The organism is Micromonospora violae (assembly GCF_004217135.1).
Taxonomy (GTDB): domain Bacteria; phylum Actinomycetota; class Actinomycetes; order Mycobacteriales; family Micromonosporaceae; genus Micromonospora; species Micromonospora violae.
The window spans coordinates 1,554,724-1,579,789 of record NZ_SHKK01000001.1 but is presented as its reverse complement, the minus strand read 5'-3'; the positions used below and the strand labels follow the sequence as shown (position 1 = coordinate 1,579,789).

Genomic DNA, 25,066 nt, shown 5'->3' with positions numbered 1-25,066 from the left:
TCAGATCATCCTTTCCAGCACCACCAGGGAGCGGTCCGGCACCCGGATGCTGCCGCCCGCGCTGATCACCGTGACGTCGTCCGGCTCGGGTTCGGCCGTGCTGATCACCCGTTCCCACTTCTGGCCGTACTCGCTGCCCGGCATGGTGAAGTCCAGCGGCGCGTCGTGGGCGTTGAAGCAGAGCAGGAACGACGCGTCGTGGTGCTTCTGGCCGTACGGGCCGCGCTCGCGGATGCCCTCACCGTTGACGAAGAGCGCCACCGAGCGGCCGAAGTCGTTGCCCCAGTCCTCGCCGGTCATCTCCCGCCCGTCCGGGGTGTACCAGGCCAGGTCGGGCAGCGGCTCGTCGATGCCGCGCCCGTTCACCGGCAGCCCGGTGAAGAACCGGCGACGGCGGAACACCTGGTGACGTTTGCGGAAGTCGGTGAGCGTACGGACGAAGTCCAGCAGTTGTTCGTCGGCGTTGTCCCAGTCGACCCAGGACAGCTCGCTGTCCTGGCAGTAGACGTTGTTGTTGCCGCGCTGGGTGCGGCCCATCTCGTCGCCGTGCCCGATCATCGGCACGCCCTGCGACAGCATCAGGGTGGCCAGGAAGTTCCGCCGCTGCTTGGCCCGCAGGGCGAGCACCGCCTCGTCGTCGGTGTCGCCCTCGACCCCGCAGTTCCACGACCGGTTGTGGCTCTCGCCGTCGCGGTTCTCCTCGCCGTTGGCCTCGTTGTGCTTGTCGTTGTACGACACCAGGTCGTTGAGGGTGAACCCGTCGTGCACGGTGACGAAGTTGATGCTGTGGAACGGGCGGCGGCCGTCGTCCTGGTAGAGGTCGGCGGACCCCGAGATGCGCGACGCGAACTCGGCCAGGGTGGCCGGCTCACCGCGCCAGAAGTCCCGCACGGTGTCCCGGTACTTTCCGTTCCACTCCGTCCACAGCGGCGGGAAGTTGCCCACCTGGTAGCCGCCGGGGCCGACGTCCCACGGTTCGGCGATCAGCTTCACCCGGCTGACCACCGGGTCCTGCTGCACCACCTCGAAGAAGGTGGAGAGCCGGTCCACCTCGTAGAACTCGCGGGCCAGGGTGGCGGCCAGGTCGAACCGGAAACCGTCCACGTGCATCTCGGTCACCCAGTACCGCAACGAATCCATGATCAGTTGCAGGGAGTGGGGGCTGCGCACGTTGAGGCTGTTGCCGGTGCCGGTGTAGTCGACGAAGAAGCGGCGGTCCTCCTCGCTGAGCCGGTAGTAGCTCGGGGCGTCCACGCCCTTGAAGCTCAACGTCGGCCCGAGGTGGTTGCCCTCGGCGGTGTGGTTGTAGACCACGTCGAGGATGACCTCGATGCCGGCCGCGTGCAGCGCCTTGACCATGCCCCGGAACTCCTGCACCTGCTGCCCGAGGTGGCCCAGCGCGGAGTAGCCGTGGTGCGGGGCGAAGAAGCCGATCGTGTTGTAACCCCAGTAGTTGCGCAGCCCCAGATCGGCGAGGCGGTTGTCGTGGATGAACTGGTGCACCGGCATCAGCTCGATCGCCGTCACCCCGAGCCGGGTCAGATAGTCGATCATTGGCGGGGAGGCGATGCCCGCGTACGTGCCGCGCAGCTCCTCCGGGATGTCCGGGTGGCGCATGGTCAACCCGCGTACGTGCGCCTCGTAGATCACCGAGTGGTGGTACGGGGTGCGCGGCGGCTTGTCGTTGCCCCAGTCGCAGTACGGGTTGACCACCACCGACTTCGGCATGAACGGCGCCGAGTCGGTCTCCGACATCCGCTCCGGCTCGTTCAGGTCGTAGTCGTAGACCGCCGGATCCCACTCGACGTCACCGTCGATGGCCTTGGCGTACGGGTCGATCAGCAGCTTGTACGGGTTGCAGCGCAACCCGAACGCCTGGTCGTACGGGCCGTGCACCCGGTAGCCGTAGCGCTGGCCCGGCTCGATGCCCGGCAGGTACGCGTGCCACACGTACGCGTCCACCTCGCGCAACTCGACGCGGCGCTCCGCGCCGGTGTCCCACTCGTCGAACAGGCACAGCTCGATCCGCTCGGCCACCTCGGAGAAGATGGCGAAGTTGGTGCCCATCCCGTCGTAGGTGGCGCCCAGGGGGTACCGCTCGCCCGGCCAGACCTGCATGTCGCTCCTTCACCCCACGCTGATGTGCGCACCGGCCGACGGTGCCCCGCGCGCAGGCAGGTAGTGCCCCCGGCCCGGACTCGCCAATCCATCCTTCCAGCCACTGCCCGGAAACCACCTGTCTGATGCGCGCTACACCCATCGGGTGTCGTCCATCACGATGCCCCTTTTCGGGATGCGTTCTTCGCCGCTATGCACTTTCCTTGTTCGGGGGCGAGCGTCCGCGCGCGTCCCGCCAGGCCCTCAGCCACCCTTACACCTCTCGCTCCGCCGCCACTGACGCCGGCGCGCACCACCATGCATGGACGGAGATTGATGTGACGACCCTGCGGGTCGACGAGCAGCTCACCACCACCCAGGACCGGGCCCACCGGCCCACCCTGACCTCCCGGCCCCCGCTCCCGACCCAGCCCGGCCCCGCACAGTCCGGCCCGCCCGCGCAGCCCGGCGCGGTCGTGCCGACGCAGCCCGGCCCCGGGGTGCCCCCGCAGACCCGTCGCATCCTCATGCTGTCCTGGGAGTACCCGCCGGTGCTCGTCGGCGGCCTCGGCCGGCACGTGCACGCGTTGTCGGTGGCCCTCGCCGCCGCCGGCCGCGAGGTCACCGTCGTCACCCGCCACAGCGACGGCGCACCCCTGGAGGAGTACGCCGACGGCGTGCGCATCCTGCGCGCCCCCGAGGACCCGGTGACGTTCCCCCTCGCCACCGACTCCCTGCTCGCCTGGACCATGGCGTTCAACCACACCCTCACCCGCACCGCCCTGCGCGCCACCCAGGCCGGCGGTTACGACGTCATCCACGCCCACGACTGGCTCGTCGCCCACACCGCGATGACGCTGCGCGACCACCTGGACATCCCGCTGGTCAGCACCATCCACGCCACCGAGGCCGGCCGGCACCAGGGCTGGCTGCCGGAGGAGATGAACCGCACCATCCACGGCGTCGAACACTGGCTCAGCAGCGAATCCAACCGGGTGATCGTCTGCTCCGGATACATGCGCGACGAGGTGAACGCGCTGTTCGGCGTACCGGCCGGGCGGGTCGACGTGGTCGCCAACGGGGTGGAGCCGCACCGCTGGCGGGTCCCGGCGAGCGCGGTGGCCGCTGCCCGCGCCCGCTTCGCCGGGAACGGCCCACTGGTCACCTACGCTGGCCGCCTCGTCTACGAGAAGGGCGTGCAGCACCTGATCGCCGCACTGCCCCGGCTGCGGGAACGGCACCCCGGGCTGCGTGCCGTGATCGCCGGCGACGGCCCGTACCGCGCCGAACTGGAGGCCGAGGTGCACCGCCGCGGACTGGGCGGCACGGTCACCATGCCGGGCTTCCTGGGCGGCACCGACCTGCCGGCGCTGATGGCCGCGTCCGACTGCTTCGCCGTGCCCAGCATCTACGAGCCGTTCGGCATGGTCGCCCTGGAAGGCGCCGCGGCCGGCGCACCCCTGGCCGTCGCCGCCACCGGTGGCCTCGCCGAGATCGTCGAACCCGGCGTCACCGGCATGACCTTCCGCCCGCACGACCCGGCCGGCCTGACCGACGCCGTGGACGCCCTGCTGTCGGACCCCGACCGCGCCCGGGTGATGGCCCGCCACGCCCGCCGGATGGTCCACGACCAGTACGGCTGGGCCGCGATCGCCCAGCGCACCGCAGCCAGCTACGCCGCCGCCATCCGGCACGACGCCGCGTTCACCGCCGAGCGCGCCGAACGGCGGATGTCGCAGGGCCGTGCCCTGCCGGCGCTACCGGAGGGCAACCTGCTCGCCGCCGCCGGCCTGCGCTGACCCGCATTGGCTGCTTGCGTTTGATCGACTCGGTTTCCTTGAAGTCGGGGTGTCCCAGTGCTGGGGATGCCCCGACTTCCTGAAAGCCGAGTCGATCACGCTGGGCCCGCCGGGTGTGGTGCCCGTCGGCCTGGGCCGCGCGGGTGGGCCCGGCGGGTGTGGTGCCCGTCGGCCTGGGCCGCGCGGGTGGGCCCGGCGGGTGTGGTGCCCGTCGCGGCGGGCCGCCTCGCTCGGTGCCTGTCGGCCGGTCCTGCCAGGATGTGGGGATGTTTCGCGCTGTCGACGCCCTGGATGCTGCCTTTCCGACCGCCGCCGCCATCGCGTTGGACCTGATCCGACGCCCCGAGGTGACCGAGCGGTGGTCACACCCAAGTGCCCTGCCGCACCTGTCAGTGGGTGGCCTGGCGTGCCACCTGGGACGTCAGGCGGTCCGCGCGGCCGAGTTGCTGCCGATGCCGACCGACCTGCCGACGTTGGATTCGGCAGACAACCACTACGAGCAGGCCTCCTGGGTCAGCGAGGGCACCCCGGACGAGAAGTCGGTCGCCGAGAGCAACGACGAGGCGGACGCGGCCCGCGGGCCGGCCGACCTGCACGCCCGCTGCGCCCAGGCGGTGGAGGAGGTCGGCGACCTGCTCTCCCGGCGTGCCGCCGGTGAGGTCGTGCCGATCCCGTGGCAGGGCTGGTCGTTGCGGCGCGATGACTTCCTGCTCACCCGCCAGCTGGAGATCGTCGTGCACTCCGACGACCTCGCGGTGAGCGTCGGCGTACCCACGCCGGAGTTCCCGGCCGACGTCTTCGACCCCGTCCGGGACCTGCTGGTCCGACTGGCGGTGCGCCGCCGTGGTCAGTCGGCGCTGATCAGCGCCCTGAGCCGCAGCGAGCGGGCCCAGAACATCTCGGCCTTCTGACTCCCGGGTCTCGCGTTCGTGATCGACTCGGCTTGCTGAAAATCGGGGTGTCCCGGTCCGAGGAACACCGCGACTTTCAGGAAATCCGAGTCGATCACGGGCGATCGGGCACGGCCAGAGCGGAAACGCGGCAGGCCGCCGACCCGTGAGTGGGTCGACGGCCTGCGGTGACGCCGAAAAGCGGTGGTGCGACAAACGGTGCTGCGAGGACGCGGGTCAGCGCTCGCCGAAGGGGACGTAGTTCCGCTCGGCGGAGCCGACGTAGACCTGCCGCGGACGGCCGATCTTGGTCTCCGGGTCGTTGATCATCTCGCGCCACTGGGCGATCCAGCCGGGGAGCCGGCCGAGGGCGAAGAGGACCGTGAACATCTTGGTCGGGAAGCCCATGGCCTTGTAGATCAGGCCGGTGTAGAAGTCCACGTTCGGGTAGAGCCGACGGGAGACGAAGAAGTCGTCGGCGAGGGCGATCTCCTCCAGCTCCATGGCGATGTCCAGCAGCGGGTCCGGCTTGGCCATCCGGCCCAGCACGTCCTGCGCGGCCTTCTTGACGATCGCCGCCCGCGGGTCGTAGTTCTTGTAGACCCGGTGGCCGAAGCCCATCAGCTTGACGCCGTCCTGCTTGTCCTTGACCTTGCGGACGAAGGACCGGACGTCGTCGTCGCCGGTGTGGATCTGCTGGAGCATCTCCAGCACCGCCTGGTTGGCACCACCGTGCAGGGGGCCGAACAGCGCGTTCACGCCGGCCGAGACGGAGGCGAACAGGTTGGCGTTGCTGGAGCCGACCAGCCGTACGGTCGAGGTGGAGCAGTTCTGCTCGTGATCGGCGTGCAGGACGAAGAGCATGTCCAGCACCTTCGACATCACCGGGTCGACCTCGTACGGCTCCGCCGGCACGCCGAACGTCATCCGCAGCAGGTTGTCCACGTACCCCAGCGAGTTGTCCGGGTACAGCAGCGGCTGCCCGATGGACTTCTTGTAGGCGTACGAGGCGATGGTGGGCACCTTCGCCATCAGCCGGACCGTGGAGATCTCCACGTGCTCGGAGTCGAACGGGTCCAGGCTGTCCTGGTAGAAGGTGGACAGGGCGCTCACCGCGGAGGAGAGCACCGCCATCGGGTGGGCGTCCCGGGGGAAGCCGTCGAAGAAGCGACGCATCTCCTCGTGCAGCAGAGAGTGCCGCCGAATCCACTCGGTGAACTCGGTCAGCTGCTGCTCGGTCGGCAGCTCACCGTAGATGAGCAGGTAGGAGACCTCCAGGAAAGAGGACTTCTCGGCCAGCTGCTCGATCGGGTACCCCCGGTAACGCAGGATTCCCGCGTCGCCGTCGATGTAGGTGATCGCGGATGAGGCAGCGGCGGTGTTGACGAAACCGGGGTCGTACGTGGTCATCCCGGTTTCCTTCAGCAACTTGCTCACCCCGATACCGGCGGGGCCCTCGACTGCGGGATGCACCGGCATCGACAGCTGCCCACCGGGGTGATCGAGCTTGACTTCCGTCATGTGGTTCCTCGCTTCGCCGGCAGATCTACGTTGAATTGCCTTCGCTTCTACCGTAATTGCGGCTCGGGGGACAACGCCCGCCGTGGTTCTGCGGTGAGGTATGCGTCACCCGATTCCCGACCAGGCGACCGGGAAACCCGGCATCCCGCCAGCCGGGACCCGGCCGGACCGACCGCCGGGACCAGGCCGGAACAACCGCCGGGACCAGGCCGGACCGACCCCGGAAGCACCGTCAGGACAGGGCGAGGCGGCGCAGCGTACCGTCCGGGGCGACCTGGAGGACGTCGAGCGTGTTGGTGCCGGCGTGGAACAGCTTGTCGTCGGCGAGCAGTGCGGCGAACCGGCGTCCGCCGGGGTCGGCCGGCACCACCGGGACGACGGCGCCGATGCGGCCGTTGACCGCGACGGCCAGCAGGGTGCCGTCCGGGATCCGGTCCGGAACGTCTCCCCAGACGAGCGCCGGTAGGGTGCCGGTGTCCGGGTCCGCCGCGGTGAACGCGGCCAGGTCGGCGACTCGGGCGCTGCCGGCGACCGGGCCGGCGCGCACCTGCGTGCCGACCAGCGGGTGCGGTGTCGGCAGGGGTGGCGGGGTGGGCACGCCGCCGGGGAAGGTGACCGGTTCGCCGGGACGGTCGTAGAAGTGCTTCGTCGCGTCGGCGCGGGGGGCCTGCCGGGCGGAGCGCCCGTCGACCGGCCAGGGCAGCCGGATGCCGGCCACGTCGGCCACGGTCGGCAGCAGGTCGACGTGTTCCCAGTTGCGGTCGTCCACCCGGCCGGTCTGTTGCCGGGGCTCCTTGACGAACGTCGGCACCCAGGCGACCTCGCCGGCGGCGGCCTTGATGGCGTCCATCCCCCGCCCCTGGGCGCCGGGGCGGAAGCTGACCCCGTGGTCGGCGGTCACCACGACCAGGGCCTGGTCGTAGAGGCCGGTGGCGCGCAACGTCCGCAGCGTCTCGCCGATGAGCCGGTCGGTGTAGCCGAGCTGGGCGAGGTGCCGCTGCCGGGCCAGGTCGGCCCACCCGGCGCCGTCGTTGGGCAGGTCCTCGGGGGCGTCGTAGCGCGCCCCAGACGGCAGGAACGCCCACGGTGAGTGCGGCATCAGCAGGTGCAGGAAGTGCAGGGTGGGCCGGCTCGTCGGCGTCAGCCCGGCCAGGAAGGTGCTGAACCGGGCGGGTTGGTTGTCGTCCAGGCTGTCCCAGCGGAACTTCGGGTCCGACGGCACCGGTTCGGCGGCGTCGAGGCCGGCCTCGGCCCGGGTCGGTTCGCGGTACGAGTCCTCCGGGTCGACAGCGCTCTCCGTTGGCCCGGCGACCCGGCCGAGCAGCTTGCCGGTCTCGCGGATCAGCACGCCGAGCCCCTGCTCCGGGGTGGTCGGCTGTTCGCAGCGACTGGGTGGGCAGAGCCGGGTGATGCTCTCCTCGGCGCGGATGTCGTACAGGCCACCGAAGGCGGTGAAGATGTTGTCCGGGTACTGCGAGTAGTGCGGGGCGACCGACCGGGCCGGGTAGCGGCCGGTGAGCATCGCCGGCAACGCGTTGGGCGTCCACCCGCTGACCCCGGTGGAGTTGCGGTACCAGGTGGAGGCGCCGGCCAACTCGGCGAAGTGCGGGTACCGTCCGGCGTCGATCGTCCCGTCGGTGCCGAGCAGGCTGACCAGCGGCAGTTCGTCGAGGATCAGCATGACCACCGGTGGGTGCACGGCCGAGCCCTGGGCGGTGCCGGCCACACCGCCGTCGCCGCGCGGCAGGACCACCGCGGAGGTCGGTGAGACGAGCAGGAAGAGCGCCAGGAAGGCCACCGGGCCGGCGGCGGCCAGTCGCAGCACCCGGCCCGGGGCCCTCCACCGCCGGTGCGCAACCGCGCCGGCGGCTGCGGCCAGCAGGGCCACCAGCAGCAGCGGTACGCCCCGAAGCGGCGTCACGTGCCGGCCCACCTGCACGGCGAGCGCGGCGAACAGCAGCCCGAGCAGACCGGTGTGGGTGACGGCGCGGGCGGTTGGGCCGGCCAGTCGGCTCAGCGCGCCGAGCAGCGCGACCACGGCGGTGGGGACCACCGACACCAGGGCGACCAGCAGCAGGATCTGGGCCGGGTCGGCGCGGTGGAAGAGGAAGAAGTCGGGGCTGCGACCGAGGACGTCCAGCAGGGGTTGGGTGACCACGAGACCGACCAGCGCGGCGATCTCCAGCTGCCGGCCCAGCTCACCTCGCCAGCCCCGGTCCCACCGTCCGCTGCCGGCCGGCGGCCGGTCGGGCGGGGTCGGCGGGTCGACGACGGAGGCCGGTTCAGCCACTCATCACCGTCCGGTAGAGCGTGCGGGTGCCCGAGGGCAGTTCCAGCCGGTCGGTGATCCGCCCCCGGGCGGCGAGCAACGTCTCGAAGGCGTCGCGTCGGTAGTCGGGGAAGAGGCCGGCGGGCTTGTTGGCGAGCAGCCGGGTCGCCATCGGGTCCTGCGGGTGGACGAACTCCACCACCACCGCGCCGCCCGGCGCGGTCAGCCCGGCCAGCCAGTCGACGACCTCCGGCAGCGGCACGTTGCGTCCGATCGCCAGGTGGTGCACCACGGCCAGGGCGAGCACCACGTCGGCGGACGCCCGCTCGGCGAAGCCGGCCCGCTCGACGCCGCGCCAGCCGCCACCGGGCGAGGGATCGGCCAGGTCCAGCACCAGCGGCAGGATGCGGCGCTGCCCCTCGGAGCGCAGCTGCCGGTAGAGCTGGTCGACGACGGTCGGGTCCTGCTCGACGGCGACCACGTAGTCGGCGTGTCCGGCCGCCAGCCGGGAGTACCGGCCGTCGTTGGCGCCGAGGTCGAGCACCAGGCGGGGGCGGGTGCCGGCGGCCACCGAGGCGGCCACGAACTGTTCCTTCGCCACCCGGTCGCGGGCCGAGTAGCCGCAGGTGCGCTGGTAGTCCGACCAGTGGCTCTCGGGCGGGCGGCGGTCCAGCTTGCGGACCAGCTTGTCGATGCCCCGCACGGTGGCGAGCAGCAGCTCCCGGGAGAAGCCGGCGGCCCGCAGTTGGTCGCGCACGTCGGTGGTGCTGGTGGTGGCGTTGCTCTGCTGCATGGCCCGGTGCAGGTGCAGGTGGGTCAGCACGCCGGGGCGCAGCCGGCGGGCCCCGGTGAACAGCGGCCGCAGCTCGTCGGCCTCGATGCCGTCGACCCGGGCGCGCAGCCACGGCTGGAAGTCCACGCCCAGGTGGGCGGTGAGCATCAGCGGGTAGAGCACGGTCTGGCAGAACTGCCGGTAGCCGGCCCACGGTTCGCCGTCGCGGACCGGCTCGAAGGAGCCGATGTCGATGAAGACCGGTTGAGCGCCGCGCCACTGGAGGTTGTACGCCGAGCCGTCCTTGGTGGTGAAGCCCTCGCCGAGCGCGGCCTTGAGGATCTCCAGGTGCAGCAGGGCGGCGTCGCGCAGCATGCTGAACGACCACTCGTACGGGTGGGAGACGAACGGGATGCGCTCGTGGCGCAGCACGGCCGCCCATGGTGAGCCGGTCGCGGCGGGCACCAGGGTGGGCGGGGCGTCCTCGGTGGCGCAGACCTTGCCGGCGGCGACGAGGGCCGGGAAGAACGTGCTGCCGGTCAGTGCCCGCCAGTGCGCGGCGGCCTGGGTGTCCAGCCCGCGCAGCACCTCGCCGCCGACGTGGAAGACCCGGTTGGCCGGGTCGCGGAAGGAGGCCGGCTCAGGCCGTACCTCGGTGGGTGAGATCGCCATCGTCGGGACTGGCCTGCTCAGTGCTGGTCGGTGGGTTGCCGGCGGAACCGGTCGACCAGTCGTCGCCAGTAGAGCTTCGCGGCGACCGCGGCGCCAGCCACCCCGCCGACGACCGCCTGCACGATCAGGCTGCCGGACCCCGCGTCCAGGTAGGCCAGATGTTCCACCGATTGCTCCTTGCCCTCGCTGCCTCGACATCCGGCGTCCCGGCCGTACACCTGTGAGGCTTTTGATCTAAATCGCCGGACTTGTCCCTTACCGTACGCTGGACGCTGTCGCCGTCGCGGGCACATCGGCGTACTCCCAGCCTCCGCACAGACTGTGGCCGGGAGGGCGGACCGCGCCGGTACGCTGCGAACGTGCGCTGGATGATCGTGGACGGCGCTGAACGGCTGACCGGTCAGCCGCCGGCCGTCCCCGGTCGCACCGTTCGTTCCGCCCAGGCGTGCAGGGCGTCGCGGTCGCCGGCGCCGTCGAGGTTCAGCGCCGCCTCGATCAACGCGAGGTGGGTGAAGGCCTGGGGGTAGTTGCCCAACGCGGTGCCGTCGGCGTCGAGCTGCTCGGCGTACAGGCCGAGCGGCCCGGCGTACCCGCGCAACTGGTCGAACAGCTCGGCGGCCTGCTCGCGTCGCCCCGCCAGCACCAGCGCCGAGACCAGCTCGAAGGAGCAGAGCAGGAACGCGCCCTCCTCCCCGGGCAACCCGTCGTCGGTCGTGTACCGGCGGATGAGCGCCGGGGCGACGGCGAGATCCCGCCGAATGCGATCGATGGTGGCCACCACCCGCGGGTCGTCACCGGCGAGAAACCCGACAAGTGGCATCCGCAGCAACGACGCGTCGAGTTCGGTCGAGTCGTACGCCAGCACGAAGCTGCCGACGCCGGGGTCGAAGCCACGCTCGACGACCTCGGCGTGAATGGCATCGCGCTCCCCACGCCACCGCTCGACGGGGGCGTCGTGGTCGCCGACCAGGTCGGCGAGGCGGATGCCCCGGTCGAGGCAGACCCAGGCCATCATCTTCGAGTTGACGTAGTGCCGCAGCGGCCCGCGGATCTCCCAGATGCCGTGGTCCGGCTCCCGCCACCGGGTGGCCATGGTGTCCACGTGCCGGCGCAGCACCTGCCACTGCGCCCCCGTCAACTCACCGGTGAGCTGCTGGTAGGACAGCGTGGCGTCGAGCACGTGCCCGTACGTGTCGAACTGGAGCTGGTGGGCGGCCTCGTTGCCGATGCGCACCGGTCGTGAGCCGGCGTACCCGTCGAGGTGCTCAAGCATCGCCTCCTCGCGGGTCACCCCGTGGATCCCGACGAGGGGGGTGAGGACCTCGCCGGCACAACCGCACATGGTGAGCAGGAAGTGCAAGTAGCGGCGGCCCTCCTCGGCGTGGCCCAGCCGGAAGAGCGCGAGCAGCAGCAGCGCGGCGTCGCGGTGCCAGGTGAAGCGGTAGTCCCAGTTACGCACCCCGCCGATCTCCTCCGGCAGTGAGGCGGTCGGCGCGGCGAGCAACGCCCCGGTCTCGTCGAACGACAGGCCCCGCAGGACGGCCGCGCTGTGCCGCACCTCGGCGCTGCCCTGCCCGGTGTAGTCGGCACGGTCCGACCATTCTCGCCAGGTCCCGCAGGTCCGCTCCAGCAGCTCGGCCGGGTCGACCTCGTCGATGCGACCCGGGCCGTAACCGAGCAGCACGTCGATCGTCTGCCCCGCGACCAGCACCGCCTCAGCGCGCAGTGTCGCGCCGTCGACCCGCAACGGCAGCGCGGAGCACAGCCGCAGCCCCGCCTCGCCGGCCACCCACTGGCCGTGGTCCCAACGCCAGTCCACCGGGCGGGAACCGTACCCGGGGCGGGGTGTCACCTCGGCACGTACCCGCACCGACCCGGCAAGCACGTGCAGGCGGCGCACCAGCAGCATCTCCGCGCGGAACGGCTGTGCGGCGTCCCCGGCTCGTACGGCGAGGAAGTCCTGACCGATCACGCTGCCACCGGCGGCCCGGTACGCGCTCTCCACCACCAGAGTGCCGGGCAGGTACCGACGGACCGGCGGGGCGTCAGCGGCGACGCTGAGCGTGAAGGCGCCACCGACGCGTCGGTCCAGCAGCCGGGCGAAGACCGCGTCGCCCTCGAAGTGGGGCACACACAACCAGTCGAGCGCGCCGTCCGCGCCGATCAGCGCCCCGGTGTGGGTGTCGGAGAGGAACGCGTACGAGTCAATCGGCGGCGTGTTCGCGAAGCCGAAGGCCGGCACGCGACTGCTTACCCGGCGGGTCGGTGCGGAAACTCGACTACCGGTGGTGCCGGTGGGTACACCGCCGCATGCGACAGTTCGTCAACTGGTCCGGCAGCCTGTCGTTCACCCCGAGGGAGTTCGCCGAGCCGGCCGACGAGGACGCGGTACGGGAGCTGGTCGTGCGGGCCCGTGAGTCCGGGCGGACGATCCGCCCGGTGGGCTCCGGCCACTCGTCGAGCCCGCTGACCCGCACCGACGACATCCTGCTCAGCGTGGACCGGCTCGCCGGTGTCATCACCGAGGACGCCGATCGGGCACGGGCCTGGGCGGGCACCAAGCTCAAGGCCCTGGGTGAGGGGTTGTACGACGCCGGGCTGGCCATGGACAACCTCGGCGACGTGGACTACCAGTCGATCGCCGGCGCGACCGCCACCGGCACGCACGGCACCGGCATCGGTTTCGGCAACCTGTGCACCCAGCTGGCCGGCGTTCGCCTGGTCACCGGCACCGGCGAGATGCTGGACATCTCCGCCGCCGACAACGCGGACATGCTGCCGGCGGCCCGGCTGTCGCTGGGCGCTCTCGGGGTGGTCACCCAGGTCACCCTGGACGTGCAACCGCACTACGAGCTGCACCGCCGGGCGTGGTGCGCGCACGTCGACTGGACCCTCGACCACCTCGCCGAGTTGCAGCACACCAACCGCAACATGGACTTCTACTGGTACCCGCGCAGTGACCAGACCCAGATCCGCACGCTCAACCGGCCGGACGAGACGTCCGACGTGCGGGTGTGGGCCGCGCCGCGGGTGCCGGACTCCGGCCCGTGGGGCGCACCGCACGAGATCCGGTCCGGTCCGATCCACCGCACCATCCCCCAGGAACGGGAGCTGCGGTTCGAGGAGATCGAGTACATGCTGCCGTCGGAGGCGTTCCCGGCCTGCTTCGCCGAGGTCCGACGCCGGATCCTGCAACGGCACCGCACGGTTGTCGGCTGGCGGGTTCTGGTACGCAGCATCGCCGCCGACGACATCTGGTTGAGCAACGCGTACGGCCGGCCGACCACCACCATCGCCTGTCTGCAGAACACGTCGCTGCCGTACGAGGACTACTTCCGGGACATGGAGGCGGTCTTCCGTCAGTACGGGGGCCGACCGCACTGGGGCAAGAAGCACTGGTTGACCGCCCGCGACCTGCGGCCCCTCTACCCGCGGTGGGACGACTTCCAGGAGGTCCGCCGCCGGCTCGACCCGGACGGGGTGTTCCTCAGCCCCGACCTCGCCCGGCTGCTGGAGGAGAGCCGATGACCGAGGTCGGCGCCCGCCTGTGGGTCGTGCCGGGCGGGCACATCCCGTTCCCCAGCACCGGCCCGGAGCCGGCGTTCACCAGCTTCGATCAGCTCTGCGTCCTGAACACCACGGACACCCGCGCCGACACCGAGCTGCACCTCTACTACGAGGACGCCGAGCCGGTCGGCCCGTACGCCATCACCGTCGACGCCCGTCGGGTGCGACATGTCCGGCTCAACGACCTGATCGACCCGGAGGCGGTGCGGCTCGACCGGCCGTACGGCTGTCTGCTGCGCTCCCCGGTGCCGGTGGTGGTGCAGTTCCTGCGCCAGGACACCCGGCTGCCCGGGGTGGTCGCCCTCACCGCGGCCATGGCGTACCCGGCGTAGCCGTTCGGCGCAGGTTCGGCCGTGGGCCGCGCCGGGTACCCCCCGCCATGAGATTCACGGCCGGGGCGACCGGGGCCCGGGCGGCGAGCAAGCTGCGGACCCGCGCCGCGCGGGCCGTTCGGGAGAGTCGTCAGCGGGCCCGGCTCTACCTGATCGTGGCGCTCCAGGCCGGCGTGGCCGCCGCCCTGGCCTGGTTGGTCGCCCGGGAACTGCTCGGCAACCCGGAGCCGACCTTCGCGCCGGCCGCGGCGGTCGGCGTCATCGCGGCGTCGCTGGGCAAACGTGCTCACCGCGCGCTGGAACTGGTCGCCGGGGTGGTGCTCGGCATCGGCGTGGGTGACCTGCTGATCAGCCTGTTCGGCACCGGCCCCTGGCAGACCGGTGTGATCGTCTTCCTGGCGATCGCGGCGTCGGTGCTGGTACGCGGCGCCGGCGCGCTGATGACCCAGGCCGGTGGTACCGCGGTGCTCATCGCCACCCTCACCCCGACCGCGCCGGACCTGGAGCTGCCTCGAACGGTGAACGCGCTGGTCGGCGGGGCGGCGGGGCTGTTCGTCATGCTCGTGTTGCTGCCCCTCAACCCGATGCGGATGGTGCGCCGCTCCGCCGAGCCCGCCCTGGACCTGTTCGCCCGGGAGATGACCGCCTCGGCGCAGGCGCTGGCCGAGGCGGACTGGGGCCGCGCGCGGGCGGTGCTGGACCGGATGCGCGCGGCCGACTCGCAACTGCGTCAGCTCGTCGCCGTGACGACCGCCGCCGACGAGGTGGTCCGACTCTCCCCGGTGCGGTGGCGACGACGCCCGGCGATCGCCGCGTACCGCGCCGGGGTGACGCACATGGAGCGGGCCTTCCGCAACAGTCGCGGTCTGGTCCGCCGGATCGGCACCACCCTGCGCGACGAGGAACCGGTGCCGGCCGCCCTGCCCGCGGCGGTGGAGCACCTCGGCGAGGCGGTCCGGCTGTTGCACCGGGAGTTCGGGGCCGCGCAGGAGCCGGTGCAGGCCCGGGAGCGGGTGCTGCACGCCGTCCGGGAGGCGGGCATGGCCTGCCGGCAGGGCCTGGGCTTCTCCGGGACGATCGTGGTCTCCCAGCTGCGTACCGCCGCCAACGACCTCCTCCGCGCCACCGGCGTGCCCCGGGACGAGGCACGCCGGCTGGTCCGCGAGGCCGCCGCCGGCTGACCGGCGACCCGGTGATGCCGGCTATGCGTCAGCTGTGGGATTCGGCAACCGGACGGTGAACACGGTCCGACCCGGACGGCTGTCCACGTCGACGGTGCCGTGGTGGGCCTCCACCACCGCAGCGACGATCGCGAGGCCGAGGCCGGTGCTGCCGTGCGTCCGGGACCGGGAGCTGTCGCCCCGGGCGAACCGCTCGAACATCTCCGGTTGCAGCTGCGCCGGCACCCCCGGCCCGTCGTCGGCGACGGTGAGCACGGCGCTGCCGGCGTCGACGGCCAGCGCGGTGGTGACCGTGCTGCCCGGCGGGGTGTGCACCCGGGCGTTGGTGAGCAGGTTCGCCACCACCTGGTGCAGCCGGGCGGCGTCGCCGGGCACCCGGGTCGCCACCTCGGGCAGTTCGAGCCGCCAACGGTGGTCGGGGCCGGCGACGTGCGCGTCGCCGACCGCGTCCACCAGCAGGGCGGTCAGGTCGACCGGTTCGACCGCGAGCGGCCGACCGGTGTCGAGGCGGGCCAGCAGCAGCAGGTCGTCGACGAGGCTGGTCATCCGGACGCTCTCCGACTCCACCCGGCGCAGCGCATGCGCCACGTCGGCGGGAACCTCGTCGCGGCCACGCCGGGCCACCTCGGCGTAGCCGCGGATCGCCGCGAGGGGCGTCCGCAGTTCGTGGCTGGCGTCGGCGACGAACTGGCGTACCCGGGTCTCGCTGGCCTGCCGGGCGGAGAGCGCGTCGGCGACGTGGCCCAACATCCGGTTCAGCGCCGCGCCGACCTGACCGACCTCGGTGCGCGGGTCGGTGTCGGCGGCCGGGACCCGGACGGCGAGCGCCACCTCCCCACGGTCCAGGGGCAGTTCGGTGACGCGGGTGGCGGTGGCCGCCACCCGGTGCAGCGGTCGCAGGGTGGCCCGCACGATCAACGCCCCGGCGGCACCGGCGATGACCAACCCGACGGCGGCGACCCCGAGCTGCGCCGCGATCATCCCCCAGACGATCTCCTGGACACCGGCGAGCGGGACCGCGACGACGCGTACCCGGCCGTCCCAGTACTGCCGGGCCACGGCCCGGTAGTCACCGCGATCACCGAGGTCGACGGTGCGCGGTGCGGTGTCGACCGGCAGGTCCGCCAGCGCGGCGACCTCCGCCACCGGCACGGACTGCGGGTCCGGGAAGGCGTCGGAGACGGTCTTGGTCAGGGTCCGGGCACTGGTCACCCGGCCGTCGGTGATCTCGGCGACCACGGTGCCGGACGGCAACCCGGGTGGGATGCCCGGTCCGTTGCCGGGGAAGGCCGGCCGGCCCGGACGGTCAGCCCGCAGGCCCGTCGCGGGGGCCAGTTGGGCATCCAGCCGGTCGATCAGGAAGTGCCGCAGCGCCACCGTGGTCAGCGCACCGATGGCGACGCTGACCACCGCCAGCAGCGCGAGCAGGGCAAACACCAGTCGGGTACGCAGGGAGCGCCCGGCCAGCCACCGGCGGGCGGCACGCAGCGGGTGGCGGCTACTCGGCGGGCTTGAGGACATAGCCCGCGCCGCGCAGCGTGTGGATCATCGGCGCCCGACCGGCGTCGATCTTCTTGCGCAGGTACGAGATGTACAGCTCCACCACGTTGGCCTGGCCGCCGAAGTCGTAGTTCCACACCCGGTCGAGGATCTGCGCCTTGCTGAGCACCCGGCGCGGATTGCGCATCAGGTAGCGCAGCAGCTCGAACTCGGTGGCGGTGAGGGTGACGAGCTGCCCGGCCCGGCGGACCTCGTGGCTGTCCTCGTCGAGGCTGAGGTCACCGACGGTCAGCACCGCCTCCTCACGGGCGGCGATCGCCAGCCCGGATCGGCGCAGCAGCGCGCGCAGCCGGGCGATCACCTCCTCCAGGCTGAACGGTTTGGTGACGTAGTCGTCGCCGCCCACGGTCAGCCCGGCGATGCGTTCCTCGACCGCGTCGCGGGCGGTCAGGAAGAGCACCGGCACGGCGGGGGCGTGCTCGCGTAGCCGGCGCAGCACCTGGAAGCCGTCCAGGTCGGGCAGCATCACGTCGAGCACCACGGCGTCCGGCTGGAACCCTCGGGCGGTGCTCAACGCCGTCATGCCGTCGCCGGCGGTGCGGACCTGCCAGCCCTCGTAGCGCAGGGCCATCGACAGCAGGTCGGTGAGCGTCGGCTCGTCGTCGACCACCAGCACCCGGACGGGTTCGCCGTCGGGGCGACGCAGCTCGATCCGGCTCGGCGCGGCCTGCCCGTTCATGACCATGCCCCCCATCGTGGCCACGATGTCTGTGCCGCGCCCCTGCGGACGCTGTGCGTCAGCTGTGCGGCCGGGCCGACGCGACGCCACCGGTCAGCCCCGCCTTGAGGTCACTCGGACACCCCGTACGCGTCGGTGCGCACGAAGCGCATGCTCCAGCCGCCCGCCTCGTCGGGCCGGTCACGTTCGTAGAGGTGGTCCGGGCCGGGCTGCACCGGCCCCGTGCCGTCCGGATGCCGCAGGATCCACCGCATCGGTGGGGCGCCGTCCGACCCGGCCGGCAGCAGCCGGACCAGGCCGTCCGCGGGCCCGCCGACGAAGCGTACGGTGACCTCGCTCATCGCGGCGTCCCCTCGGTGACCGTGCCGGCACAATCGGTGACACCGGCCCTGGCTCGCAAGCTACCGCACCCGCCGCCGTGGCGCGGCGTCGTCCGCCCCGGAATCGGCCTCCGGTTTGCCCAGCTCGCAGGTCGGGTACCGCGATCGGAGCACCCGCCGTCGGCGGGGCGAGGCGAGGAGTGGTCGATGCGCACGCTGGACGGGCGGTACCGGCTCGACGGGCGCATCGGTGTGGGCGGGATGTCCGAGGTGTGGCGCGGGCACGACCAGGTGCTGGACCGGCCGGTCGCGGTGAAGCTCATCTCGCCCGGTCGCGACGATCAGGACGGCCTGGTGGACCGGATCCGCGCCGAAGCCCGCTCGGCGGCCCGCCTCGTGCACCCCAACGTGGCGAGCGTGCATGACTTCGGCACCTGCTCGACGTGGCCGGGCCGACCGGCGCCCTACATCGTGATGGAGCTGGCCGAGGGTGAGACGCTCGCCGTGCACCTGCGCAACGGGCCGTTGTACTGGCAGATCGCCGTACGGGTCTGCGCGGAGGTCGCCGCCGCGCTGGCCGCCGCACACGGCGAGGGCATCGTGCACCGCGACGTCAAGCCGGCCAACGTGATGCTCACCCCGTCGGGGGTGAAGGTGCTCGACTTCGGCATCGCCATCGCCGCCGGAGCGCTCGACCCGATGCCGACCGGGATGGTGCTCGGCACCCCGGCGTACCTGGCACCCGAACAGCTGGACGAGGCGCCGGCCACCCCCGCCGCCGACATGTACGCCCTCGGCGTGCTGCTCTACTACAGCCTCACCGGCCGGCTGCCGTACCAGGCGACGACCGCCAGCGAACTGCTCGACGTCCGCCGCTGTCAGCCACCGGAGCCGCTGCCCGACATCGCCGGGCTCCCGCCGGAGGTCGCCGAGCTGTGTCACTCCTGCCTCGCCGACGACCCCGAGCGGCGTCCGACCAGCCTGGTCGCCGCGCTGCTGCTGGCCGAGGCGGTGGACGCCCGGGTGTACGTGCCGATGACGATCCCGACGCCCCGACGGCAGGCCCCGATCTCGGCGTGGACCGAACGGGCCGCCGCGCAGGCCACCGAGGCGGTGGCGTTTCGCGGAGCGGCGGAGGGGTAGCCGACCCGGTGAGCGACGGGAGAAACGCGATGCCGGATCAGAGTTCCTGGCTGCGTGAGGCCACAGCGACCGCCGAGGGCGGTCACGTACGCACCGACGATGGCGGGCTCTCCTCCGCGCTGGCGTCACCGCTGGCGCCGCACTGCACCGGGCTGACCCCGGAGCAGTTGCTGGCCGCGGCCTTCGCCTCCTGCCTGCACCACGCGGCGGTGGAGGTGGCCGGGGAGATCACCGACGAGGCGCACACCGTGCAGGTCCGGGCGGAGGCGAAGCTGGGGCGCGACACCGACGGCCGCTACCGGGCCGACGTGCACGCGCAGATTTCCTCAGCCGGGCTGAGCCGGGATCAACTGGCTGATCTGGTCGAGTACGCCGACCAGCTCTGGCCGTTCTCCAGCGGCGATGCCAGCCGGCACCGATTGACCGTCACCCCGGCCGAGAACGGCCGACACTGACCCGCTCGGGCGGCCCCGGGTCGAGCACGATCTTGCGGAGGGCCTCGGCGACTTTGTCTACGACGCCGACGGGCACTGCGGCCATCACCCGCTGATCAACTCGGGTTGCTGAAAGTCGCGGTGTCCGGGTGGCGGGGTTACCCCGACTTCATGAAAGCCGAGTGGATCCTGACGCGGCACCCGCCGGAGGATCGGCCGAGGAGTCGGTGCACCTTTGGTGGCCTGACATCGGCCGTTCGGTGGAACCTGGAGCACGGCCGGACGTCGGACCGACAGCCCCTCGCCGCGAGCGCATTCACCCGCCAAGTCGGGAATAACCGTCTGGTGGAGTCCGCGAGGTTGATCAGGTTAGCTGGTATTTTGCCGGTTAAAGTCACCATGATCAGGGCAAATTGTGGCGCATGCCACCGTACGGGCCGGTGGCATCGACCAGTCAGCTCTTTAGCCTCGGCAGGTGCATCCCGACGACCCCCGTGCCCAGAAGCTGACCGACGCGCGCCCGACCACCCCTTCGGACCACGCCGTATCAACCGAACGGACGATCGGCCGTCACCGCGCCCCCGAACCGCCTCGCCGCACCCTGCTCGGCTCGACCCCGCTGCGGGTGGCGCTGGCCACCGGTGTCACCTGCTGCCTCAGCCTCGCCGCGGTCGCCGCCGTGCGCGGCAGCGACGACACACCCCGTACGGTCGAGCCGCTCGCCGAGGCGGTGGCCGACCGGGCCGCCATCGCCGATGAGCGCGCCTCCCGATCGCTGGACCGCGACATCGCCCCCGCCCGGATCCTGCCCAGCCCGACGGCGACGGCGACGGCCACGCCCACCCCCAAGCGCAAGGCGCCCAAGAAGCCGGCCAAGCCCCGCCGCCCCCGCCCGGTCGCCGGACTCGACCAGGCACAGATGGACAACGCGAAGATCATCGTGGACGTCGGTCTGGAGATGAAGATGCCGCGCCGCGCCCTGGTGGTGGCGCTGGCCACCGCCATGCAGGAGAGCAACCTCTACAACCTGGCCAGCGACGTCCTGCCGGAGTCGGCGCAGTACCCGAACCAGGGCAGCGGGTCCGACCACGACTCGGTCGGGCTGTTCCAGCAGCGGCCCAGCAGCGGCTGGGGCACGGTGGCCCAGCTGATGCGCCCGGCGTACGCCGCTCGGGCCTTCTACACCGCCCTCAAGGAGATCCCCGGCTGGCAGGACATGAGCATCACCGCCGCCGCCCAGTCGGTGCAGATCTCCGCCTACCCCGACGCGTACGCCCAGCACGAGGACCGGGCGACCACCGTCGCGGCGGCGCTGACCGCCTGAGCCGGGCACCCGCTCCCGCGCTGCTCAGCGACGACCCGGCGGCGGCTGCGCGTCCCGGCCGCCGACTCCGACCCGCCTCCCCGGTACGCCGGCAGCCGCGGTCGGGGTGTCGGGGGGCACCTGCTCGGCCGTCACCTGGCCGAGGATCTCGTCCACCCGCGCCTCGCGCCGCCCCGGGTCACCGACGCGTCGGCCGACGGCGGCATCGCCCAGGTCCAGCCGGTGCAGGAGGCCGCTGAGCCAGGCCGCCTCCTGGCGGATCTCGTCCCACTCCCGGGCCTCCCCGGCCGCCCTCTCGGCCCGCGCCGCGAGCCGGGACAACCGAATCGCCAACTCGTCCAGGCAGTCATCCACCTGCCGCTGGTCGTAACCGGTCTCAACGACGGAGAACCTCATACTGTCGCCCCCAGGCAGCTGCTGTTACTTCCCCACCTGGATCCTCGGCCGCGACCGCTCACGGCGAGGGGGTTCGGGGAAAATATTCAGCATGCGCGCGGGTGGCGCGGGCGTCAGCTGCGCTTGGGCAGCACGACCACCCGGCCGAAGAACTCGTCGATGCGGCGGACCACGTCGTTGAAGTCGTCCAGGTCGATCGGCTTGGTGACGTACGCGTTGGCCTGCAACGTGTAACTGCCCACGATGTCGGTGTCGGCGTTGGAGGTGGTCAGCACGACGATCGGGATGGTGCGCAGATCATCGTCCTGCTTGACCGCCCCGAGCACCTGGCGACCGTCCATCCGCGGCATGTTCAGATCCAGCAGGATGACGTCCGGTCGGCGGGCCTGCGGGTGCCGGCCCTCGGCGCGGAGGAACTCCATCGCCTCCTCGCCGTCGCTGACCACGTCGATGACCTTGTCGACGTCGGAGTCCGCCAGCGCCTCCTCGATCATCAGCACGTCACCCGGGTCGTCGTCGACCACCAGGATGCGTACCGGTTGCGGGCTGTCTGCGCCCATCACTACCTGCCTCGGGTTCGGCGGAGACGGGACCCTGACGGTCACCGCGCTGGCGGGGAATTGCTGGCGGGGAAATCTAGCCCATCAGGAAGCACTGCGGGCCGCGGGGTCAACGGACTCCGTCTGGTAGCGCAACACGTCGGCGAGGCCGGTCACCCGCAGCACCCGCTCGACCCGCCCGGTGGCACCGGTGATCCGGAGCCATCCCCCGTCGGCCGCCGCCTGGTTGTCGCCCCGGACGAACACGGCCATCCCCGTCGAGTCGCAGAACGTGAGGTCGGTGAGGTCGAGCAGCACCCGGGTCTCGCCGGCGGCGGTGAGCCGGTCGATCGCGGCGGTCAACTCGCCGGCGGTGCTCAGATCCAGCTCACCCGCGAGGCGCAGGCGGGCACCACCGCCGTCGCGCCCCACGTAGCTGACGCTGAACGTCACCGTTGTCCCCCTTCGCTCCACCCTCGCGTGGACGTTTGCAGTCCGGCAAGTATACGCACGGCAGGCTCCCGCGCCGCCGGGCGCGGTGATCGACCCGGGTGCCACCGGCGGTCGGTCAGCGGGCCGCGCCGGGCAGCGCGGCGCCTCCCTGCGCCAGCGCCCGCCCCGCCCGCGGGAAGTCCCGCAACACGGCGGCGAGGTGCGCCAACGGCAGGGCGATCGCCCCGGCGGGCACCCCACGACTGCCCAGGATCTCGGCCAGCCATTGGACGAACTCGGCGAACAACGAGGAGTCGTCGACATACACCGCTGCGGCCAGGAAATCCACGACGTGGCCCAGGTCGCTCACCGTCGCGTCGAGCTGCGCGGCGGTGTACGCGCGGGCCGACGGCACCCGCTCCCGCAGGTCCGCCAACGCGCTGTCGATCAGCTCACCGCGACGGCGCACCAGGCTCGCGTACTCGTCGTCGGCCAGGTGGGTCAGCCGCGCCGGCGGCACCCCGCGCAGCGCCCGCTCGTCGGCGATCAGGTCGGCCGCCGACGGCGCGTCCGGTGCCCAGGCCACCCCGAGGCGGCGCGCCCACCGGCCATCCGCGCCGAAGCCGCGCCCACCGACCACCACCGGCACGTCCGAGCGGCGGCAGGCCTCGATCATCCGGTGGGCGTACGGCAGGCGCATCGGCAGCGCGCACGCCAACGCGACCGCGTGCGCGTCGTAGCGGTGCAGGTACGCCACGAGGTGCGCGGCCGGCACGCTGGCACCCAGGAAGGTCACCTGCCAGCCGCGTAACCGCAGCACCTCGGCGACCAGCCGGGGCGGCAGTGCGTGCCACTCGCCGTCCATGCAGGCGACCACCACCCGGCCGCCGGTCGGCCGTGGTCTGACGTGCCCGGACACCGCCGCCACCACCTGCTCGCTGATGTGGGTGGCCGCGTGTTCCTGGGCGACGCTCCACTCGTTGCGCGCCCACCGCTCGCCCACCTCGGTCTGGGCCGGCGCGACCAGGTCGAGCAGCACCCGCTCCGCCGGCACGCCCGCGTCGAGCAGGCCGATCGCCAGCTCGGTGGCGGCGTACTCGTCGGCGTCGGCGAGATGGGCCAGATAACCGGAGTACGCCGCACCCAGGTCGGCAGCGGCCATGGCGGCGGTCACGCGTCAGTCCCCTCTGTCTGGTCCACGCCGGCCGGCACCGAGTGCAGGTGCCGCGCCCCGCGCACACCCGGACCGGACGCCCGTAGCGCCAGCACGGCGATGTCGTCGTGGTCGCCCTGCGCCAGCCAGTCGCAGGTGATCTGCTCGACCCGTTCGGCCAGGGCGGGTGCGGGCATCCGCTGGCAGCCGGTCAGCGCGGTGACCAGCCGCTCGGGGCCGAACTGCTCGTCGCCGCGCCGCCCGCCTCGGGCCTCGGTCACCCCGTCGCTGTAGAGCAGGCAGGTCTCGCCCGGCGCCAGCCGCACGGTCACCTCCCCGACCCGCGGGTCCGGCACCACCCCGATCAGCATGCCCCGCAACGGCACCACCTCCACCTCACCGGAGGCGCGCAGCACCAGCGGTGGCAGGTGCCCGCCGCCGGCCATGGTCAGGGTGAGGCCACCGTCGCGCTCCGGGCGGGCCACGCCGAGCACGATCGTGGCGAAGCGGCCCTGGCCGTGCGCCTGGGTGGTCTCCAACAGCGCGTCGTTGAGCAGCCGCAGCAACCGCGCGGGGTGCGACTCCAACCGGTGCAGCGCCTGGAGGCACTGACGCAGCTGGCCGGTGAAGACTGCCGCCTCGACCCCCTTGCCCGACACGTCCCCGAGGAAGAACACCGACGCGCCGTCCGCAAGCCGGTGCGAACCGTAGAAGTCGCCGCCGATGCGCAGCCCCGCCTGCGCGGGCCGGTACGCGGTGCCCCACTGCACGCCGGCGGCCTCGACCGGCTCGACCGGCAGCAGGCTGGCCTGGAGGGTGTCGGCCACCTCCGCCTGGTCTCGGTAGAGCAGCGCGGTGGTCAACGCCGCGCCGGCGCGGGCCGCGAACGCGCGGATCAGCTCCACGTCGTCCTCGTCGTACCAGCGGGTCGCGCGACGGGCCACCAGCAGCACACCGACCGGTGCGTCACGGCCCGGCAGCGGGACGACCCGGGCGGCGCTCTCGGCACCGACGAGCCCGGGCAGCCAACCGGCGTCGACCGCCTGCTCGACCAGCCAGTCCACCGCGTGCGGCTCGGCCCCGGTCAACCCGTCGGCGATGGCGGCCGGCAGGTCACCGCCGGCCAGCACACCGCTGCCCACCGTCGGCGTCTCGTCGTCGGTACGCGAGGCCCGCCACCAGCGGGTGCGACCGGCGCGCGGGGCGAGCACCAGCACCGCCACCTCGGCCAGGGTCGGTACGGCGAGTCGGACGATCGCGGCGGCGGCCCGGTCGGGGTGCAGCGGGTTGCCCAGCTTGTCGCCGACGACCGCCAGGAACGCCGAGCGCGGCCGTTCGGCGAGCAGCGCGTCGGCGCGGCTGACACTGTCGGTGACGTCCTCGACGTACCAGCAGCAGCGGGCGCCGGAGAGCGGCACCTGCCGCGCGGTGAGCCGCCGCCCCCGGTGGGTGAAGTCGCCCGGGGCGTTCTCGCGCAGGCCGGGCACGCCGGCCGCGCTGAGCAGCTCGCCGGGTGTCACCTCGGGCAGCAACCGCTCGGCCACCGGGCTGACGTGTCGCACGACGCCATCGGCGTCGCAGACCACCAGGCCCTCCCGGAAGTGCTCGACGACCTCGAACCAGTCGGACGCGGCCTGGCCACGGTCCGGGGACAGCGGCGGCAGAGCCACGGCGGGGCGGTGGCCGTCGGCCGAGCGCGCCGAGGGTCGGGCCGTGCTCGGCGTGGGGAGCGCTCCGTCGCCCGGGTCCCAGTCCCTGACGTCGGATGCAGTCACCAGCTGAGCCTCACTCCTTCTCGTTCACCGAACCCGTGCCGGAACCGGCGTCTAGCGTCACAAGTCTCCAGCCCACCCTACGCCCGAACCCGGACAGCGGCATCTCACGAACAGTGACGGGCAGACGACGACATCCGCGCGCCATCGGCTGATCCGCAGGCCATCCCCGGGTGCGAACGGGGATGGCCCCCGACCCTGGGACCTGGGGTCG

The 25,066-nt window shown here is 72.5% G+C and carries 22 protein-coding genes; 8 read left to right on the top strand and 14 right to left on the bottom strand.

The window, feature by feature from the left end:
* On the bottom strand, positions 1–2,118 hold the full coding sequence (glgX, locus tag EV382_RS07005) for a glycogen debranching protein GlgX (protein ID WP_130400777.1): 2,118 nt from the start codon (positions 2,116–2,118) through the stop codon (positions 1–3).
* 317 nt (positions 2,119–2,435) lie between these two features.
* Between glgX and EV382_RS07000 the strand changes: the two genes are divergently transcribed.
* Both EV382_RS07000 and EV382_RS06995 read left to right on the top strand, forming a co-directional pair.
* Positions 2,436–3,896 (top strand): glycosyltransferase family 4 protein, encoded by a 1,461-nt coding sequence (locus EV382_RS07000; protein WP_130400776.1) that lies wholly within the window; start codon positions 2,436–2,438, stop codon positions 3,894–3,896.
* A 266-nt stretch (positions 3,897–4,162) separates the two neighbouring features.
* Positions 4,163–4,807 carry a maleylpyruvate isomerase N-terminal domain-containing protein gene (locus tag EV382_RS06995; protein WP_130400775.1) on the top strand — a complete coding sequence of 215 codons (645 nt, stop codon included), beginning with the start codon at positions 4,163–4,165 and terminating at the stop codon, positions 4,805–4,807.
* Between the two features lie 216 nt (positions 4,808–5,023).
* On the opposite strand, the gene EV382_RS06990 is transcribed toward EV382_RS06995, so the two are convergent.
* From EV382_RS06990 to EV382_RS06975, 5 genes are all read right to left on the bottom strand, one after another.
* Positions 5,024–6,307: a citrate synthase gene (locus tag EV382_RS06990; RefSeq protein WP_130400774.1), complete on the bottom strand. Its 1,284-nt coding sequence runs from the start codon at positions 6,305–6,307 to the stop codon at positions 5,024–5,026.
* A gap of 232 nt (positions 6,308–6,539) precedes the next feature.
* Positions 6,540–8,597 (bottom strand): sulfatase-like hydrolase/transferase, encoded by a 2,058-nt coding sequence (locus EV382_RS06985; RefSeq protein WP_130400773.1) that lies wholly within the window; start codon positions 8,595–8,597, stop codon positions 6,540–6,542.
* The gene (locus EV382_RS06980; protein ID WP_130400772.1) at positions 8,590–10,020 is read right to left on the bottom strand and encodes a class I SAM-dependent methyltransferase; all 1,431 of its coding nucleotides are present in this window, start codon (positions 10,018–10,020) and stop codon (positions 8,590–8,592) included. The genes EV382_RS06985 and EV382_RS06980 overlap by 8 nt, the downstream gene beginning before the upstream one ends.
* A gap of 17 nt (positions 10,021–10,037) precedes the next feature.
* Positions 10,038–10,187 carry a hypothetical protein gene (locus EV382_RS32635; protein WP_165435736.1) on the bottom strand — a complete coding sequence of 50 codons (150 nt, stop codon included), beginning with the start codon at positions 10,185–10,187 and terminating at the stop codon, positions 10,038–10,040.
* 233 nt (positions 10,188–10,420) lie between these two features.
* A complete protein-coding gene (locus EV382_RS06975) occupies positions 10,421–12,262 on the bottom strand; it encodes a glycoside hydrolase family 15 protein (protein ID WP_208758330.1) in 1,842 nt (613 codons plus the stop codon).
* A gap of 68 nt (positions 12,263–12,330) precedes the next feature.
* On the opposite strand from EV382_RS06975, the gene EV382_RS06970 reads away from it, so the two are divergent.
* From EV382_RS06970 to EV382_RS06960, 3 genes are read left to right on the top strand one after another with little or no spacing between them, the layout of a single operon-like run.
* Positions 12,331–13,548, top strand: coding sequence for a D-arabinono-1,4-lactone oxidase (locus EV382_RS06970; protein WP_130400771.1), 1,218 nt, complete (start codon positions 12,331–12,333; stop codon positions 13,546–13,548).
* A complete protein-coding gene (locus EV382_RS06965; RefSeq protein WP_130400770.1) occupies positions 13,545–13,919 on the top strand; it encodes a sensory rhodopsin transducer in 375 nt (124 codons plus the stop codon). The genes EV382_RS06970 and EV382_RS06965 overlap by 4 nt, the downstream gene beginning before the upstream one ends.
* Before the next feature lie 47 nt (positions 13,920–13,966).
* Positions 13,967–15,100, top strand: coding sequence for an FUSC family protein (locus EV382_RS06960; RefSeq protein WP_130400769.1), 1,134 nt, complete (start codon positions 13,967–13,969; stop codon positions 15,098–15,100).
* A 21-nt stretch (positions 15,101–15,121) separates the two neighbouring features.
* Here the strand turns inward: EV382_RS06960 and EV382_RS06955 are convergent, their stop codons facing one another.
* From EV382_RS06955 to EV382_RS06945, 3 genes are all read right to left on the bottom strand, one after another.
* On the bottom strand, positions 15,122–16,621 hold the full coding sequence (locus tag EV382_RS06955) for a sensor histidine kinase (protein ID WP_130400768.1): 1,500 nt from the start codon (positions 16,619–16,621) through the stop codon (positions 15,122–15,124).
* The gene (locus tag EV382_RS06950; RefSeq protein WP_425271975.1) at positions 16,599–17,339 is read right to left on the bottom strand and encodes a response regulator transcription factor; all 741 of its coding nucleotides are present in this window, start codon (positions 17,337–17,339) and stop codon (positions 16,599–16,601) included. The genes EV382_RS06955 and EV382_RS06950 overlap by 23 nt, the downstream gene beginning before the upstream one ends.
* Before the next feature lie 110 nt (positions 17,340–17,449).
* On the bottom strand, positions 17,450–17,680 hold the full coding sequence (locus EV382_RS06945) for a hypothetical protein (protein WP_130400766.1): 231 nt from the start codon (positions 17,678–17,680) through the stop codon (positions 17,450–17,452).
* A 186-nt stretch (positions 17,681–17,866) separates the two neighbouring features.
* On the opposite strand from EV382_RS06945, the gene EV382_RS06940 reads away from it, so the two are divergent.
* The 3 genes from EV382_RS06940 (at position 17,867) to EV382_RS06930 (ending at position 20,560) form a co-directional block, all read left to right on the top strand.
* The gene (locus EV382_RS06940) at positions 17,867–18,802 is read left to right on the top strand and encodes a serine/threonine-protein kinase (protein ID WP_130400765.1); all 936 of its coding nucleotides are present in this window, start codon (positions 17,867–17,869) and stop codon (positions 18,800–18,802) included.
* Positions 18,803–18,831: 29 nt separating this feature from the next.
* The gene (locus EV382_RS06935; RefSeq protein ID WP_130400764.1) at positions 18,832–19,257 is read left to right on the top strand and encodes an OsmC family protein; all 426 of its coding nucleotides are present in this window, start codon (positions 18,832–18,834) and stop codon (positions 19,255–19,257) included.
* A 454-nt stretch (positions 19,258–19,711) separates the two neighbouring features.
* The gene (locus EV382_RS06930) at positions 19,712–20,560 is read left to right on the top strand and encodes a hypothetical protein (protein ID WP_208758329.1); all 849 of its coding nucleotides are present in this window, start codon (positions 19,712–19,714) and stop codon (positions 20,558–20,560) included.
* Between the two features lie 24 nt (positions 20,561–20,584).
* Here EV382_RS06930 and EV382_RS06925 read toward each other — a convergent pair whose 3' ends face one another.
* From EV382_RS06925 to EV382_RS06905, 5 genes are all read right to left on the bottom strand, one after another.
* On the bottom strand, positions 20,585–20,956 hold the full coding sequence (locus EV382_RS06925) for an ATPase (RefSeq protein ID WP_130400763.1): 372 nt from the start codon (positions 20,954–20,956) through the stop codon (positions 20,585–20,587).
* Between the two features lie 113 nt (positions 20,957–21,069).
* On the bottom strand, positions 21,070–21,516 hold the full coding sequence (locus tag EV382_RS06920; RefSeq protein ID WP_130400762.1) for a response regulator: 447 nt from the start codon (positions 21,514–21,516) through the stop codon (positions 21,070–21,072).
* Between the two features lie 84 nt (positions 21,517–21,600).
* Positions 21,601–21,948, bottom strand: a complete 348-nt coding sequence (locus tag EV382_RS06915) for an STAS domain-containing protein (protein ID WP_130400761.1) — start codon at positions 21,946–21,948, stop codon at positions 21,601–21,603.
* Positions 21,949–22,063: 115 nt separating this feature from the next.
* The gene (locus EV382_RS06910) at positions 22,064–23,101 is read right to left on the bottom strand and encodes a cobalamin B12-binding domain-containing protein (protein ID WP_244236578.1); all 1,038 of its coding nucleotides are present in this window, start codon (positions 23,099–23,101) and stop codon (positions 22,064–22,066) included.
* Positions 23,098–24,855: a PP2C family protein-serine/threonine phosphatase gene (locus tag EV382_RS06905; RefSeq protein ID WP_130400760.1), complete on the bottom strand. Its 1,758-nt coding sequence runs from the start codon at positions 24,853–24,855 to the stop codon at positions 23,098–23,100. Before EV382_RS06905 ends, EV382_RS06910 begins: the two co-directional genes overlap by 4 nt.
* Between the last annotated feature and the right edge of the window lie 211 nt (positions 24,856–25,066).

What these genes read in the sequence shown, in the direction of transcription:
- glgX (WP_130400777.1), bottom strand. Translation starts at nt 2,118, where the DNA reads ATGCAGGTCTGGCCGGGCGAGCGGTACCCCCTGGGCGCCACCTACGAC.
- EV382_RS06995 (WP_130400775.1), top strand. Translation starts at nt 4,163, where the DNA reads ATGTTTCGCGCTGTCGACGCCCTGGATGCTGCCTTTCCGACCGCCGCC.
- EV382_RS06990 (WP_130400774.1), bottom strand. Translation starts at nt 6,307, where the DNA reads ATGACGGAAGTCAAGCTCGATCACCCCGGTGGGCAGCTGTCGATGCCG.
- EV382_RS06980 (WP_130400772.1), bottom strand. Translation starts at nt 10,020, where the DNA reads ATGGCGATCTCACCCACCGAGGTACGGCCTGAGCCGGCCTCCTTCCGC.
- EV382_RS06970 (WP_130400771.1), top strand. Translation starts at nt 12,331, where the DNA reads ATGCGACAGTTCGTCAACTGGTCCGGCAGCCTGTCGTTCACCCCGAGG.
- EV382_RS06965 (WP_130400770.1), top strand. Translation starts at nt 13,545, where the DNA reads ATGACCGAGGTCGGCGCCCGCCTGTGGGTCGTGCCGGGCGGGCACATC.
- EV382_RS06960 (WP_130400769.1), top strand. Translation starts at nt 13,967, where the DNA reads ATGAGATTCACGGCCGGGGCGACCGGGGCCCGGGCGGCGAGCAAGCTG.
- EV382_RS06955 (WP_130400768.1), bottom strand. Translation starts at nt 16,621, where the DNA reads ATGTCCTCAAGCCCGCCGAGTAGCCGCCACCCGCTGCGTGCCGCCCGC.
- EV382_RS06950 (WP_425271975.1), bottom strand. Translation starts at nt 17,339, where the DNA reads ATGAACGGGCAGGCCGCGCCGAGCCGGATCGAGCTGCGTCGCCCCGAC.
- EV382_RS06945 (WP_130400766.1), bottom strand. Translation starts at nt 17,680, where the DNA reads ATGAGCGAGGTCACCGTACGCTTCGTCGGCGGGCCCGCGGACGGCCTG.
- EV382_RS06940 (WP_130400765.1), top strand. Translation starts at nt 17,867, where the DNA reads ATGCGCACGCTGGACGGGCGGTACCGGCTCGACGGGCGCATCGGTGTG.
- EV382_RS06935 (WP_130400764.1), top strand. Translation starts at nt 18,832, where the DNA reads ATGCCGGATCAGAGTTCCTGGCTGCGTGAGGCCACAGCGACCGCCGAG.
- EV382_RS06925 (WP_130400763.1), bottom strand. Translation starts at nt 20,956, where the DNA reads ATGAGGTTCTCCGTCGTTGAGACCGGTTACGACCAGCGGCAGGTGGAT.
- EV382_RS06920 (WP_130400762.1), bottom strand. Translation starts at nt 21,516, where the DNA reads ATGGGCGCAGACAGCCCGCAACCGGTACGCATCCTGGTGGTCGACGAC.